At 52.5% G+C, this 14,364-nt stretch carries 14 protein-coding genes; 6 read left to right on the plus strand and 8 right to left on the minus strand.

Annotation, left to right across the window (positions count from 1 at the left end; all coding sequences use genetic code 11):
• Window positions 1-69: 69 nt before the first annotated feature.
• On the minus strand, window positions 70-525 hold the full coding sequence (locus H144_RS0121965; RefSeq protein WP_019944268.1) for a hypothetical protein: 456 nt from the start codon (window positions 523-525) through the stop codon (window positions 70-72).
• Window positions 526-685: 160 nt separating this feature from the next.
• On the opposite strand from H144_RS0121965, the gene H144_RS0121970 reads away from it, so the two are divergent.
• Together H144_RS0121970 and H144_RS0121975 are read left to right on the plus strand one after the other, a co-directional pair.
• Entirely contained in the window at window positions 686-2,317 is a 1,632-nt protein-coding gene (locus H144_RS0121970; RefSeq protein ID WP_019944269.1) for a T9SS type A sorting domain-containing protein, read from the plus strand.
• Between the two features lie 13 nt (window positions 2,318-2,330).
• Window positions 2,331-4,346, plus strand: a complete 2,016-nt coding sequence (locus H144_RS0121975; protein ID WP_084599998.1) for a thioredoxin domain-containing protein — start codon at window positions 2,331-2,333, stop codon at window positions 4,344-4,346.
• On the opposite strand, the gene H144_RS0121980 is transcribed toward H144_RS0121975, so the two are convergent.
• The gene (locus H144_RS0121980) at window positions 4,343-4,861 is read right to left on the minus strand and encodes a DinB family protein (protein WP_019944271.1); all 519 of its coding nucleotides are present in this window, start codon (window positions 4,859-4,861) and stop codon (window positions 4,343-4,345) included. The two genes, H144_RS0121975 and H144_RS0121980, sit on opposite strands and share 4 nt — an antisense overlap.
• 15 nt (window positions 4,862-4,876) lie before the next feature.
• Window positions 4,877-5,380: a DUF6265 family protein gene (locus H144_RS0121985; RefSeq protein ID WP_019944272.1), complete on the minus strand. Its 504-nt coding sequence runs from the start codon at window positions 5,378-5,380 to the stop codon at window positions 4,877-4,879.
• 230 nt (window positions 5,381-5,610) lie between these two features.
• On the opposite strand from H144_RS0121985, the gene H144_RS0121990 reads away from it, so the two are divergent.
• From H144_RS0121990 to H144_RS0122010, 4 genes are all read left to right on the plus strand, one after another.
• Entirely contained in the window at window positions 5,611-6,159 is a 549-nt protein-coding gene (locus H144_RS0121990; protein ID WP_229207962.1) for a hypothetical protein, read from the plus strand.
• Between the two features lie 117 nt (window positions 6,160-6,276).
• Entirely contained in the window at window positions 6,277-7,203 is a 927-nt protein-coding gene (locus H144_RS0121995; protein ID WP_019944274.1) for a hypothetical protein, read from the plus strand.
• Window positions 7,204-7,221: 18 nt separating this feature from the next.
• Window positions 7,222-8,784 carry a phosphatase PAP2 family protein gene (locus H144_RS0122000; RefSeq protein WP_019944275.1) on the plus strand — a complete coding sequence of 521 codons (1,563 nt, stop codon included), beginning with the start codon at window positions 7,222-7,224 and terminating at the stop codon, window positions 8,782-8,784.
• A 344-nt stretch (window positions 8,785-9,128) separates the two neighbouring features.
• Complete coding sequence (locus H144_RS0122010) at window positions 9,129-9,536, plus strand: type II toxin-antitoxin system VapC family toxin (RefSeq protein WP_229207971.1); 408 nt, start codon at window positions 9,129-9,131, stop codon at window positions 9,534-9,536.
• Window position 9,537: 1 nt separating this feature from the next.
• On the opposite strand, the gene H144_RS0122015 is transcribed toward H144_RS0122010, so the two are convergent.
• The 5 genes from H144_RS0122015 to H144_RS0122035 form a co-directional block, all read right to left on the minus strand.
• A complete protein-coding gene (locus H144_RS0122015; protein WP_019944278.1) occupies window positions 9,538-10,026 on the minus strand; it encodes a YdeI/OmpD-associated family protein in 489 nt (162 codons plus the stop codon).
• A complete protein-coding gene (locus tag H144_RS0122020) occupies window positions 10,026-10,394 on the minus strand; it encodes a TfoX/Sxy family protein (RefSeq protein WP_019944279.1) in 369 nt (122 codons plus the stop codon). The genes H144_RS0122015 and H144_RS0122020 overlap by 1 nt, the downstream gene beginning before the upstream one ends.
• Window positions 10,395-10,396: 2 nt before the next feature.
• Window positions 10,397-12,559 (minus strand): xanthine dehydrogenase family protein molybdopterin-binding subunit, encoded by a 2,163-nt coding sequence (locus tag H144_RS0122025; RefSeq protein WP_019944280.1) that lies wholly within the window; start codon window positions 12,557-12,559, stop codon window positions 10,397-10,399.
• Between the two features lie 18 nt (window positions 12,560-12,577).
• On the minus strand, window positions 12,578-13,054 hold the full coding sequence (locus H144_RS0122030) for a (2Fe-2S)-binding protein (protein WP_019944281.1): 477 nt from the start codon (window positions 13,052-13,054) through the stop codon (window positions 12,578-12,580).
• A gap of 94 nt (window positions 13,055-13,148) precedes the next feature.
• Window positions 13,149-14,309: an FAD-dependent oxidoreductase gene (locus H144_RS0122035; protein ID WP_019944282.1), complete on the minus strand. Its 1,161-nt coding sequence runs from the start codon at window positions 14,307-14,309 to the stop codon at window positions 13,149-13,151.
• Window positions 14,310-14,364: the final 55 nt, after the last annotated feature.

Consider the following 14,364-nt stretch of genomic DNA (forward strand, 5'->3'; position numbering starts at 1 on the left):
GTACAAAATAAGAAAAGCGGCAGATTTTATCCGCCGCTTTCCGCTGTAAATTGTATATCACACCACCGGTTACTTGATCACAGGCGTGAAAACCATCAAGGCGTCTTGTTCTGTGCTGCCTACCGTTATTTTAGTTTTCAGTTTCATCGTGCTGTTCGAAAGCTCTTCCAGGCCAAACTCTCCCGAAAATCCGATGATTTTGATATCCAGCGTCTTCTCGTCGTTGATCAGGCTCCATGTACCGCCATTGACCACCTGGCTCGATCCCTGATCGAATGCACGTACGGTGGCGTTCTGCTGGAATTGAATGTCCATTTTCTTGATGCCCTGCGTCTGGGTATCGAGCTGGCTGTCAGGAATAGTCTTTCCCGACAGGTCCGTCACGGTCGACATGCGCCACGGATAATTAACCAGTATTTTATTCTTTGCTGTCGGCTGCGGCGTTTCCTCCTTATCTTTGTCCTTGCAGCTCAACACCAGAATCGATAAAAACAGGACAGGAATAAATAGCAATAGTCGTTTCATGTTGATTGTATTTTACGTTTCAAGGCAATTTCAAATATGCTGAACTGATCGACGGCATTTCCGGGAAATAATGCTTAAAACTGGTCGTCGCAAACAGCCAGTCCCGAAAAAGTGAAATTGGCGACAATGCAAAAGTAACGAATTTGTCTGGTCAAATCTTATGACTCACTATACAAACATCTACGCAAAGGCATTTTACAGCATATTGTTCATCCTCCTGCTCGGCACGAAGGTACTTCACGGCCAGAACTGCCAGCCCGGATATGTGCTAAACCCTGTAACGGCCAACAACAATATCGAATGGGGCAAGTTCCCCGAATTTTCCCTCCCATTTCAAATCATTTACAGCGGCCCGCGCTTCGGCGATACCCAATCGCAGCCGTTGAAACACGGTTTCAGTCATATTGCCGCATTCAGCGGACCGGAACCGGCCTCACTTCCCGCCAGCAAACTCGCAATGCTCTGGTACGGCGTGGCCACATCCAGCGGCAATCAGCCCTGGGCCGATAATGCCCTCCGCAGCCCGTGGGGAAACGACACGGCGGCGTATCGCAGCTACTGGGACAACTATGCTGGCACCGTTACCAATGTCGGTATCGTATGCCTCGACATCGAACGGATGCAGCGCGAGGACCGCGACATTCTTGCATTGAAAACCAACACACAGATCCCCCAGAATTACCGGAACCTTTCGGATGCCGATTTCTTGGCCACCTATAAAAGGGATATGCGCTGGTGGTATACCGAAGCCATTAACCGATTGCGCTTGAAAGGCGTCAAGGCGTCGCTCACGAGTTACAGCGACGTACCCGTTCGCAATACCTGGCTGAACATCACGACCAACAGCTGGCAGGACTGGACCACCAACCTCGCCCGCACGCATTACCTCACCCAGGACAATGCAGGTAAAATCGGCGGCAGTTTTTACAATGGAATGGATTTTCTTTCGCCTTCGCCCTACTATTATTACGGCTACGACAACCCGATCGGGAAGGACTACCTCTCCTATCTGCTGTTCGCTATCGAAGCCAACCGGGCTTGGAGCAATAAGCCGGTGATCCCGTTCGTGTGGCTGCGCGTACACGACAGCTACGACCCTAAGACGCCCATGATCACCGATTTCATGGCCGAAGCTACCGCGATCTTCCCCTTCTTTTCCGGTGCGAAAGGATTGTGGCTTTGGGAAAACCCGTTCTTTCCGGGCGACAGGCAGGAAAACTACGGCGCTTACGAGCATTTCATTTACGGACTTTACCGCCTTTCGCAGTTCCGCGACATGCTGGAAGGGAATTACGACCTCGTGATCCCGATGTCGGCGCGCGACCATATGGAACAGCAAAATCCTGTCTGGCGGGGCATTGTGAAGAACGGCCAGATCCTCATCGCGGCGCAGAATCCTTATGCGGCCGAAAATGCGACGACGTCGATCACAGTCTCCTATCAGAACTGGGCCCGCAACATTACCATGAAAGGTCGGGAAGTTTTTCTCTGCAAATTCGACCTGACCGACACCGTGAACGGCGTGGAGCCGACGCTGGATTTTGTAAATGTGTATCCCAATCCGGCGGCGCGGGAGCTACGCATTACACTCGCAGCTATGAATGGCGTGGCCGGGGTGGATTTTGCATTGACCAATGCCAATGGCCAGACTGTCCTGCAACAAAAACTGAATGCATTCGCCGGCGAAACCCATGCCACCATTCCATTGCCGAAACTTTCCGCTGGCATGTATTTTGCCCGCTTCACGGCGAATAACCGAACCGTCATTAAAAAGGTGGTGATCCTGCAATAGCCACCTCTCCATTATGAACCGACTCAGTCAACAAACCAGCCCATATTTGCTGCAACACGCCCACAACCCGGTAGACTGGTACCCGTGGGGCGAGGAAGCATTGACCAAAGCGAAACACGAAAACAAGCCCATTCTCGTCAGTATCGGCTATTCTGCCTGCCACTGGTGCCATGTGATGGAGCGCGAATGTTTCGAAAAAGAGCCGATCGCGGCGGTCATGAACGAGTATTTTGTTTGCATTAAGGTCGATCGTGAGGAGCGGCCGGATGTGGACGCCGTATATATGGACGCCGTGCAGGCGATGGGCGTACGGGGCGGCTGGCCGCTGAATGTATTCCTGCTGCCGGATACAAAGCCGTTTTACGGGGTTACTTACCTACCGCCGCAAAACTGGGTAAACCTTTTGAAAAGCATCAACCAGGCATTCACGAACCATTACGACGAGCTGGCAGACTCGGCGGAGGGTTTTGTACAAAATATGATTGCCTCCGACAGCCAGAAGTACGGCCTCGTGAACGACATGGTTCATTTCAACAAAGGCGACCTGGACCTGATGTTCGAGCAAATCCAACGGCATTTCGATACGCAGAAAGGCGGAATGGACCGTGCGCCGAAATTCATGATGCCGTCCATTTACAAGTTCCTCCTGCGGTATTTCGACGCGAGCCAGAACCCCGAGGCATTGGCGCAGGTAGAACTTTCGCTGAACCGCATTGCATTAGGCGGCATTTACGACCACGTCGGCGGCGGCTGGGCGCGGTATTCGGTGGATGAGGACTGGTTTATCCCGCATTTTGAGAAAATGTTGTATGATAATGCCCAGCTGCTGAGTGTCTACGCCGAAGCCTGCTCGCTGACGCAAAACCCGCTCTACGCCGACCGCATTGAAAAGACCATTGAATGGCTTTCCAACGAAATGCGCAGTACCGAAGGCGGTTTCTTTTCCGCGCTCGATGCCGATAGCGAGGGCATTGAAGGGAAATTCTACATTTGGACGGAAGAAGAATTGAAGGAAACGCTGGGTGAAGATTTCAGTTGGTTTTCCAAATTGTATAAAATCAGCAGGCAGGGAAACTGGGAGCATGGCCACAATCACCTTCACCTCACCGAGCCTGTGGAATACGCGGCAAAAACCGCAGGCATTCAATCCGACGATTTTCCGGCCATGTATGCTAATGCATTGGTCAAGCTGGCCGAAAAGCGGCAAGCGCGCATCCGGCCGGGCCTCGACGATAAGATCCTCGCGTCATGGAACGGCCTGCTCATCAAAGGCCTTACCGATTCTTATCGCGCTTTGGGCCACGAGGAAATCCGCGACCTGGCCGTTGCGACGGGGCATTTCATTGCAGACAAAATGACGCATGAAGGCCGTTTGAACCACAGTTTCAAAAACGGTATTGCCACTGTGACTGGCTTCCTGGAAGATTATGCAGCCGTGATAGAAGGCTATCTTGGCCTGTACCAGGTTACATTTGAAGAACACTGGCTGGAAAAAGCGCAGCAACTGGCCGATTACACGCTCAGCAACTTCTTCGATCAGTCGGAAGGCTTCTTCCATTTTACCGATACCTACGGCGAAGCGCTAATAGCCCGCAAGAAGGAGCTGTTCGACAATGTGGTCCCGGCCTCCAACTCCATCATGGCCCATAACCTGTACACGCTAGGCAAAATGCTGCACCGCGACGATTACCTCGAAACTGCCGACAAAATGCTGTCCAAAATGACAAAGCTGCTCCTCGCCGATGTGCAATGGGTAACCAACTGGGCCGCATTATACTGCCTTCGCGCCGTGCCTACCGCCGAGATCGCGATCGTGGGCGGAGACGCGGATACGATGCGGAAGGATTTCGACCGCTTTTTTATCCCGAACAAAATCGTAATGGGAACGAGCACCTCCTCCGCCCTGCCGCTGCTGCTAAACCGGACGGACATTAATGCCAAAACGGCGATTTACGTCTGTTACGACAAAGCCTGCCAGCTTCCGGTAACGAAAGTGGAAGAAGCACTCGATCAGCTTGCCGGCGTTTAAAGGAGCGGGAAATAGCGGTCCCGAAGTACGTTCATGTGATGAATAGGATGCCCCAGGATCACAAAACCCAATGCGAGCGCGTTGATTTGCGTGTTATTGGCATTGCCGTGGCGGGTTAGCATCGTCTCGTCCATGTTTTTGAACAACGTAATGGTACTCCGGCGCAGCTCGCGCCATTCTTCGAACAAATCTTCGACTGTGCGGTGGCTGGCAATGGTGTGTGCCGCGAGGATTTCCTCGTCGTACCCCGGCAGCTGCGTCTGGTCGTTGCGCGAAAAGCGCAGTGCCCGGTAGGACATAATGCGCTCGTTGTCAATCACGTGCTGCAAAATGTCTTTAACCGTCCATTTTCCTTCCTCATACACGCCGTCGCCCAGGGCGAGCAAGCTGTCCTTATCGGCATAAACGGCGTCTGGCGCGTATTTCTCGAATGCTTCGAAAATGTCGATGTCGTCTACAAGGTTGATGTATCGGTCAAAAAACGGGGGCATGGGTACGATTTCCGATCTTTTCATGGTGTTGGATATGGATTATTGGATTCGTTTGTAAGGATAATTCACCCTGCGCGACTGGCCGTTCACTTCGCCTTCAATGTGCGCGTACAGGGAATCATTGGTTTTAAAGTCATAGACAATGCGTTTCGGGAAATCGTGTTGGAGGTTTTCGAACACGAAACGGCCGCCTTCGATGGATTTCAGTCTAAATAATACTTCCTTATCGTCGTTCTGCCCGATGGCGACCGGCGCGTACACGATTTCGCTACCGGTAATGTAAAGCCGCACCTTTTCGAGAGGCGTCGTGTCGACGCCGGCCAGCGTGAAGCTCAGTCCCGCGAATTCCTTTTTGCTTGTCCGTTTCCAGGTTTCGTAAATATCGCCCCGCGAACGTTTAGTAACCCAGGTACCGGTAATGGGCGCCAGTTTCTCAAAATCCTTCTGATTGAAGGACGACTGCTGCAAAAAGCCGCAAAAGAGCAGTACAAATGCCGGTAACGTTACCTTACGGTGTTCAAACAGAGCGGAATAGGTTTTCATAGGTTGCTCGATTAAATATTAGGCGTCGTCAATTTAGCAAATTTTGCAGCGCATTGCTTTCATCCTGGTTTGCACGATCCTGAAATCCAAATAAATACTCCATTAGTGCTATTACAAATAACCGGGAGTTACTTTATTTATCACTACCCCAGCTCTTTAAGCTTTTACCCCAAGCGCTTGTTTATATGTATCTAAATCGATTATATTTGGTTATAAATCCTCTTTAAGAATTGAGAAGAATCGCGTCGATAGGGTTATTGGCATTGTTGCTCTACAATATGTTTGGGCTAAGTTTTGCCGTTCTTTTCTTTGAAAAAGGCTATCAGGTCGCGTCTTCGGAGGGACCGGGTGAATCCGTGCTCGTGAAAATGTACCTTCCTTCACTTCCCTATTCCGGCAATCTCGACATTACCGAAAACATACAGGGGCTCGTTCGCCAGGACGGCAACTTTTACAATCCCACACACGTCCAGCACGCGAACGATACGCTTTATGTGACGCTGCAATCCAACGAAGCCGCCCGCGATCATTTCTTTGAACTTGCCAATGCCGTTCAGCTCCTGAACGACCAGCAAACAGACGTTCCAAAAAGCCCTTACGGAAAGGCCGTCGAACTGCTCGGCAGCCTTTTGAAAATATATCTTCCTAACCAGCAGCACATTGCGTTTGGTTTCGGGGAGAATGTGCCTGAGCAGCAGGCATTCAGCAGCTATTTCAGGGCAGTGCACTACGTGCCGTTTGAAAATTCCCTCGCCTCACCCCCGCCCGAGCGCGCCTAAGCTCTTCCATTTGACCCACAGCACATTACATTCCGGAGCGCCACCGTTCCAGATCGTTTTGTGAAACATTATCCCACATTCGCACAGCGGGTGTAATACCTATTAACATGTAATCCTATGATGCATTCTTTACACAAAAAAGGGCTGCGCCTGCTTGGTATCGTACTGGCAGTCGCCGGCTTCATCCCCTCCGCCCATGCGCAAATGCCGAACGACGCTATTTATATGGGCAAAAATACGGCTTGTATCGCCGTGAGCTATACGCACAGCTCGTGGGACAAGTATTGGGAAAATTCGCTGAAACGTGAAAACCTCAATATCGGCACCCACACGACACAGAGCGTCATGCCGATGCTCGCCGTCGGGATCACCAAAAACCTCAACGCCATCGTGGCCGTGCCGTACATCTGGACGCAGGCCAGCGCCGGTAACCTGAAATGGCACAAAGGCATTCAGGATGGTTCTTTGTGGCTGAAATACCGTTTTCTCAACAAATCGGGGTTCTCGCTGCATGCCATCGGAGGCGCCTCTATTCCGCTGACGGACTACATCCCCGATTTCATGCCGATGTCCATTGGCATGCAATGCAAAACTGCCACCGCGCGCTTGCTTGCCAGCTACCGGCACAAAAGCGGTGTGTACCTGACCGCCTCCGGCAGCTATATTTTCCGGAGTAAAATCACCATTGACCGCGACTCATACCAGGCCGACGGCAAACTGTACAATACCAACAAAGTGTCCGTACCCAACGCCTATGACGCATCGGCAAGGCTGGGTTATCTGAAAAAAGGCATCCAGGCAGAGGGCTTTATCGAACACGGCGCTTGTGACGGCGGCGATTACATCCGGCGCAACGACATGCCGTTTCCTACCAACAACATGAAATCGACCGTGGTGGGGGTTTATGCCAAATTTCAGCCCAAAAACATCGGTGTGAATGCACGGGCGTCGCACGTGATCGAGGGGCGTAATATGGGCCAGGCTACCACCTATTCCGTGGGTGTGCTTTACCAGTTCCGTTATGCCAAAGAAGCTAAAAACTAATATTCCAGACAGAAGACAATGAAAATCAACTATATATCTATTCGGCAATCGATTACACGGCTGGTGCTTCCGGCATTGTCGGTAATGATGCTCTGGTCGTGTTCCAAAACGGTCGACGAACCGTCGGCGGGCATTAACACGCCTTCCAGCCTGGACGAAAAGGCCGGTACCTGGAAACCTTACGTACTCGCTTCATCAGGTGAATTCGCTGTGGCAGAGCCCAGGGAAATTTCTTCGGATTACTACAAAACCGAACTCACCAAACTGAAAGAAGCAGTGAACGCGGTGACCCCGCAGCAGCGCGAACAGATCAATTACTGGGGTGCAGGTGCGGTATACCGCTGGAACGAGATCGGCCGCGAGCTGGCAGCCCGCTACAACAGCCCTCCGGCTTCCACACCCGACGGCAAATATCCCGTACCCGACGCCGCAAACCCGCTGAAAGACCCGAAATTCCCGTTCGCAAACCCGCCATACACGGCCCGCGCGCTCGCATACCTGAGCGTAGCGCAATATGATGCGCTTGTGGCGGCGTGGAATTACAAGTTTAAATACAACCGGAAAGCCCCGTCGAAAAACGATACTTCCATCAAAACGCTGCTGCCCGTAAGCGACCTTCCCTCCTATCCTTCGGAAGACGCCGTGGTAGCCGAAGTGTCGGCCATTATCCTGAAAGCGATGTTCCCCGGTGAGGTGGCTTACCTCGATGCCAAGCTTGCCGAACACAAAAGCAGCCGCATGTGGGCCGGGATGAACGTCGAAAGCGACATTATCGCCGGCTCCGATCTCGGCAAGGCAGTAGGTGCCAAAGTAATGGCCCGTGCCCGCACCGACAAAATGGGCGCCGCCAACAACCAGGCGCAAACGGCCGGGATGATCGCAAATGCGAAGAAAATCGGGGTGACAGAGCCTTGGGTAAGCCAGGAGTTTCCTCCCCGCCCGCCGATGCTCCCTACTTATGGATTTGTAAAAACCTGGAATTTCGACTCGGCCACCGTGGTAGCGCTTCGCCCGGAAGCCCCGCCGGTGATCGGCAGCCCGGCATTCCAGAAAGATATGAACGAGCTTCTTGCCATTGCCAAAAACCAAACCCGCGAGCAGGCGCGCATTGCCAGCTTCTGGTCGGATGGTGTAGGCAGCTATACGCCTCCGGGCCACTGGCACCGCAAAGGCGCAGACCTTTGCCACGACAACAAGTATAGCGAGGTAAGAACGGCCCGCACGCTCGCATTGCTCGGTACTACCCTGCAAGATGCCGGCATCTGCTGCTGGGACGTGAAATACTTTTACTACTACCCACGCCCGAACCAGATGAGCAGCAAGATCAAAACGTCTGTCGGCCTGCCGAACTTTCCGTCGTACACGTCGGGCCACTCCACATTCTCCGGTGCGGCGGCTGAGTTGCTGGCGCACATTTTCCCGGACAAAAAGCAGGAAGTGGACGCAATGGCCTCAGAGGCATCGGTATCCCGTATTTACGGCATGATCCACTACCGTTTCGACTGCGAAGTCGGCCTCGCATCCGGCCACAAGATCGGCGGTTTCGCCGTTCAGCGGGCGAAAACGGATGGGGCGGAATAGTATAAGAACATTTACGGGTGAATCGAATTAATCGCTTCACCCGTAACAACTTGTCACACTATCTTTTAAATCTTATCTTTATACACAAATCAATCCTGACACACTATTATGCTCGCTACCTACCATACAACATCAGACTCGATCAACACGAAATTGATTGAAGACATCAAAAAGCGATTCAGTGAAAATGACAAACTGACCATCACGGTCGTATCAGAAGAACGCACTTCCCACAATGACAAGCTCCTTGAATTCTCTGAAATAGAACAAAGATTTCCACTCCGGACCGTATCCCTAAGTTTAGATTTCAATGATATTATCCAGGAAATCAATCTTTGAAGTCAGTGATCTATTTCGATTCGGACGTCATATTCAATTTCCTGGTAATACAGGACGCACGCAAGCATGAAGAATCGCGGACGCAGGTCCTGGGGGCAATCGCCGCAGGCGAATTCGCCATCTCTTCCCTGGTGATCCAGGAAGTAGGGTTTGGTCTGGCCAAATTTGGCATTTCAGCCCAGGAAATAGCTGCGAAATTAGCCTTTCTTCTCTCGATCAATACCGTCGAGATCGTGAATGCGGACATCAATCGTGCGATTCAACTAGCGGAGCAAATCGGATTCAAGCACATCAACGATTGTGTTCATACCGCGGTGGCTGAAAGAATGCTCCCTGATCGGCTTGTAACTTACAACAAAGCTGATTTCGGCCGGATCAAAAAAATGACCAAAATCCGTGTCAAAATTCTTTGAGTCAAATCGGCTGATCCCCAGTCAGACGCCGCCCTTGCAGCAGCATATCGATCATTTTGGCAATGCGGGATACTTTGGTTTCGTCTTTTTTGGCGGCGTAAACCCAATCGCGGTATTCTTTTTGCGAGGCTTCGTTGAGCTTCTGGAAATTGGCATACGCCTTGGGTTCGTCTTTCAGGCATTCGAGGAGCTCTTCGGGGATTTGTAACGCGGACTCGTCGGCGTAGAGTACCACCTGCACCCAGTCACCTTCCTTTTTCCCTATTTTTTTCCTGATTTCGGATTTGACAGGAAGAAACAGCGTTCCGCCGGCCATCGGCATGAGATTGTAGCCCATCAGTTCAAAATCATCGATTCTGCCTTTGACCTTCACCATTCCGAACTTCGATTTCCGGTCGGGCGGAATTTCGGAAATGATCACATACGTCCAGCCGCCTTTGCCGGGCATTTTCGCCAACTGATATCTTTTACTGACCAGCAACTCATCCATTACTTCTTCTTTTTCGATGATTTGGCCAGCTTGTTGAATTCCAGACATTTGGTCACCCAGGAATCGAATGCCTCCTGCGTACCATAACCTTCCGGATTCACATACACATACCCTGCCGCCGTACGGCCATTCATGACCATCGGCTCTACTCCATTCATTTCGACGGCTGCCTGATACTCATCGGGGCCAATCCGGCATAGCAATACGTCATTCCTGACGCAAATACACAGTTTGTCGTCCACCATAAAAGCCAACCCCTGGAAGAGGGCTTTTTCTTCCAGGGATTTGCCGGCGAGGTATTTACCAGCCAGTTGCTCATCTGCCAGGGCTTCCCGAACCCGGTTAACCACCCGCTCGTCGTACGCCATAGCTATGCAATGCTGTTAATGTCAAAAGGCAATTTGTAAAGCCGCTTGCCGGTTGCCGCGAAGATCGCATTACCCAGCGCCGGGGCCACCGGCGGCAGGCCCGGCTCGCCTACCCCGCCCGGCACCGCGCCGCTGTCCACGATATGAACCTCCATTTTCGGGGCTTCATTCAGGCGCATGATGTTGAACTGGTGGTAATTGCTCTGGTCGCAAATGCCGTTCGTGAAGGTAATGCCGTCCTTAATGGCCGCCGTGATGCCCATCACGATATTGCCCTCCGTCTGCGCTTTCACATTGTCGGGGTTCACATAATGCCCGCAGTCGATCACCGACACGACCTTGTCGATTTTCACGCCTCCGTCCTTTTTGGAAACGGTAATGCAGCAGGCCGAAATGCTTCCGAAAGATTTGAATACCGCAATACCCTTTCCGGTGCCCGCAGGCAGTTTTTCACTCCAATTGGCTTTTTCCGCCAAAGTATCAAGCACTTTTTTGAAACGCTCGTCCGGCAAGATTTCCAGACGTGCCGTGAGCGGGTCTTTTTTTGCCAGGTGCGCCAGCTCGTCGATAAAGCACTCCTGGCCCCAGCCGAAGTTGGAGGCATATACCGAGCGCCACCATACCACCGGAATGTCGGTTTTCACATTCGTCCAGCTGATTTTCGAAGCGGCGCCAAACTGATATTTGTTGTTGCCCGTACTGATTTCCTCGCTCAGCCAGGGATCGGCTTCGTCGTCTTTCAAGCCTTTAAATACCTGCCCTACGATCGACTCGCCGATGGCGTGGTGGTGAAAGCCGGTGATTTTTCCTTCTTCCACAAATCCCTGCATATGGCTCAGCATGCCGGGGCGGTAGGGACCCTGGGTAATGTCGTCCTCCCGCGTCCAGATCACCTTCACAGGCTTTTTCAGCTCTTTCGAAATGTGGCAGGCTTCCAGCAGGAAGTCGTGGTAGGCCTTCCGTCCGAATGCCCCGCCCAGCAGCGTCACATTGATTTTCACCTGTTCGGGCTTGATTTTCAAATACCCGCAAACATCCCGCATTGCCCAGTCAGGCCCCTGGATCGGCGCCCATATCTCGACATTGCCATCATCCTTCACATGCACGACCGCGTTCTCGGGCTCGATAGGCGCGTGCGCGAGGAAAGGCGTTTCGTAATGCGATTCGAGTTTCGTTTTAGCCGTCGCATATTTGGCACTGAAATCCCCTTTTTCCTCAAAATTCACCCCTTCCTTTTTCGCTGCCTCATAGGTAGCGGCAAAATAGGCGGCGGTATCGACGGACTTGGCATAATCGCCATTGTCCCATTTCACATTCAATGCTTTCTTGCCTTTCAGTGCGGCCCACCAGTTGGTAGCCACCACGGCAACGGCCTCCGAGGTCCGGTGCGGCATCGTCCGTTCGGTTTTCATCACTTTCAGGACGCCTTTCACCTTCTTGGTCTCCGCATCATCGATCGACGCCACCTTGCCGTGGATCATCGGTGAATGCACGATGGCCGCATACACCATGCCGGGCACATCCACGTCCAGGCCGTACACAGCCTTGCCCGTCACGCGCTCGGGTACGTCGAGGCGCTTGTTGTATTTTCCAATGATTTTAAAATCCTTCGCCTCTTTCAGCTTGGGATCTTTCGGTATTTCGAGTTTTGAGGCATCGTCGGCCAGCTCGCCGTAGGAAAGACTTTTACCGCTGGCCTTGTGCCAGATCTTGCCGTCCTCGGCGATACATTCGGCAGCGGGCAGGTTCCATCTTTTGGCCGCCGTGGTCGTCAGCATTTCGCGTGCGGCGGCACCGGCTTTGCGGATAGGCATCCAGAGTTCACGAACAGAGCTACTGCCGCCGGAAGTCTGGCTCCCGTATTTGCCCATTCCGTCGCTCTGCACGATAAGTACTTTTTCCAGGCTCACTTCCAGCTCTTCGGCGAGCAGTGAAGGCACGGCTTGGGTCGATCCCTGGCCCATATCCGGGCGCGGGTTCACGAGGGTGATATTACCCGTGGTATCGATGATGATAAATGGATTGATTTCCAGTTTCAGCACCGCCGGGGCGATCTTTTTCAGGCTGGCATCCCTGGTAAAGCCCGAAATGCCGACGGCCAGCCCGAGCGAAGTGAGTCCGGCGGCTTTCAGAAAGTCGCGCCGCGAGTTTTGTGTATTTTCCAATGTCTTTTGAGGCTAAGGTTAGCGAACGGCAATTTTCATTTCCTCCGAAGCACGGTGGATGGCCTTCCTGATCCGGTCGTAAGTGCCGCAGCGGCACAGGTTCCCGCTCATGGCCGCGTCGATATCGGCGTCGGTCGGTGTCGGGTTGGATTTGAGCAATGCCGCGGCGGACATGATCTGCCCCGACTGGCAGTAACCGCACTGAGGCACCTGTTCTTCGATCCAGGCTTTCTGGATAATGCTCATTTTGCCCTCCCCGATCCCCTCGATCGTCGTGATCTTGTCGTTTTTGCCTACGCTCGACACCGGCGTCTGGCAGGCGCGTGCCGGTTGACCGTTCAAATGGATCGTACAAGCGCCGCAAAGCGCCATTCCGCACCCGAACTTGGTCCCTTTCAGGTCGGCAAAGTCGCGTATCACCCAAAGCAAAGGCATATCGGGCTCCACATCGACTTTCACCTTTTTGCCATTTAATAACAGGTTGTATACAGCCATAATGGTGAGTGATGAAGATGAATGAGAGTGGTGAATAATCTTGTAAAATATTGCAAATTCTACGAGATAAACAAGCCCGGACGGCGCCCGGGGATCAGGATGGCTGTATCATCCCGACAAGCCAGCTCAATGCACCGTCGGCGTGGAGGTTTTCCGTCGATTCCAGTGTGATCGCGGTCATTTCGGCCATGCGTTCGCACATGCCTTTTTCAAATGCGGCAACAGCAGCTTCTGTGGTATCAAAACGGTCGCCGGTAAGTGCTTCGGCAAGCTCCAATGCATCGAGCATGGCCATGTTCACGCCTTCGCCCGCATAGGGCGGCATCCGGTGGGCTGCATCGCCCAGCATGGTCAGGTTCGGCAGCGTTTTCCACGTTTGGTCCAGTGGAAAATGGTATTGCGGGCGGGGCACGAAATAGCTTTTGTCCGTTTCAAAGAGCTCATACCAATCACTGCTCCAATCGGCAAAGCGCGTTTTGAACCATTCGAGGATACTTTCCTTTTGGTAAAAATTGATTTCCGAGGTAGTTACCCAATCGGGCGATTCTTTGGTACCGGTGTAAAATGAAAGGGAACCGTCGCCCTTGGCACTCAGAATCAATGACTTTTCACTTCCCAATGCGAACACCTTCCCTCCCTGCACGAGTTTCCACAGCTTCGGCGCGTTATGTTCGGCATCGTAAATGTTGCCTTCGACAATGGTAATGCCGGAATAAATGGGCTGAACATCCGTCAGGTACTGCCTGATCCTGGAATTGGCGCCGTCGGCAGCGACGACAAAATCGGCATAGGCGGATTGGCCGTCATCGAATAGAAGCCGCCACCCATTGTTCTCCGGCTCCAAACCTTTGAATTTCGCATTCCAGACAATGGTATCCGTCCGCAGCGAGGCGATCAGGATGTCGCGCAAGGGCCCGCGGTCGATCTCCGGGCGAAAATGTTCGTGCCCGAAATCGAAATCGCTTTCCCCGGCGTGATCGTCGTAATAGATATGAAGATGGCTATCGACCACCCGCAATTTGTCCGCACCGGGCCGATAATGCTTTTTAAACGCATCGAGCAGGCCCATCGCCCTCATCGCTTTCAGGCCCGACTCGTCGTGCAGGTCCAGCGTGGCACCTTGCTGGCGCACCGACTGGTCAGCATCGCGTTCATACACCGTTACATCATATCCCTTGTCCTGCAATAGTTTCGCGAGCGTAAGGCCACCGGGGCCGCCGCCGATAATGGCTGTCTTTTTATTTTGTGCTAACATAGTTTCTTTTGTTTGACTAATACAAAATTACCTGTACACAATGAACTTAAATAGC

Source organism: Dyadobacter beijingensis DSM 21582 (genome assembly GCF_000382205.1).
GTDB classification, from domain to species: Bacteria; Bacteroidota; Bacteroidia; order Cytophagales; family Spirosomataceae; genus Dyadobacter; species Dyadobacter beijingensis.

What these genes read in the sequence shown, in the direction of transcription:
- H144_RS0122020 (WP_019944279.1), bottom strand. Translation starts at nt 10,394, where the DNA reads ATGGCGTACGACGAGCGGGTGGTTAACCGGGTTCGGGAAGCCCTGGCA.
- H144_RS0122015 (WP_019944278.1), bottom strand. Translation starts at nt 10,026, where the DNA reads ATGGATGAGTTGCTGGTCAGTAAAAGATATCAGTTGGCGAAAATGCCC.
- H144_RS0121970 (WP_019944269.1), top strand. Translation starts at nt 686, where the DNA reads ATGACTCACTATACAAACATCTACGCAAAGGCATTTTACAGCATATTG.
- H144_RS0121975 (WP_084599998.1), top strand. Translation starts at nt 2,331, where the DNA reads ATGAACCGACTCAGTCAACAAACCAGCCCATATTTGCTGCAACACGCC.
- H144_RS0121965 (WP_019944268.1), bottom strand. Translation starts at nt 525, where the DNA reads ATGAAACGACTATTGCTATTTATTCCTGTCCTGTTTTTATCGATTCTG.
- H144_RS0122000 (WP_019944275.1), top strand. Translation starts at nt 7,222, where the DNA reads ATGAAAATCAACTATATATCTATTCGGCAATCGATTACACGGCTGGTG.
- H144_RS0121995 (WP_019944274.1), top strand. Translation starts at nt 6,277, where the DNA reads ATGATGCATTCTTTACACAAAAAAGGGCTGCGCCTGCTTGGTATCGTA.
- H144_RS0122035 (WP_019944282.1), bottom strand. Translation starts at nt 14,309, where the DNA reads ATGTTAGCACAAAATAAAAAGACAGCCATTATCGGCGGCGGCCCCGGT.
- H144_RS0121980 (WP_019944271.1), bottom strand. Translation starts at nt 4,861, where the DNA reads ATGAAAAGATCGGAAATCGTACCCATGCCCCCGTTTTTTGACCGATAC.
- H144_RS0121985 (WP_019944272.1), bottom strand. Translation starts at nt 5,380, where the DNA reads ATGAAAACCTATTCCGCTCTGTTTGAACACCGTAAGGTAACGTTACCG.
- H144_RS0122030 (WP_019944281.1), bottom strand. Translation starts at nt 13,054, where the DNA reads ATGGCTGTATACAACCTGTTATTAAATGGCAAAAAGGTGAAAGTCGAT.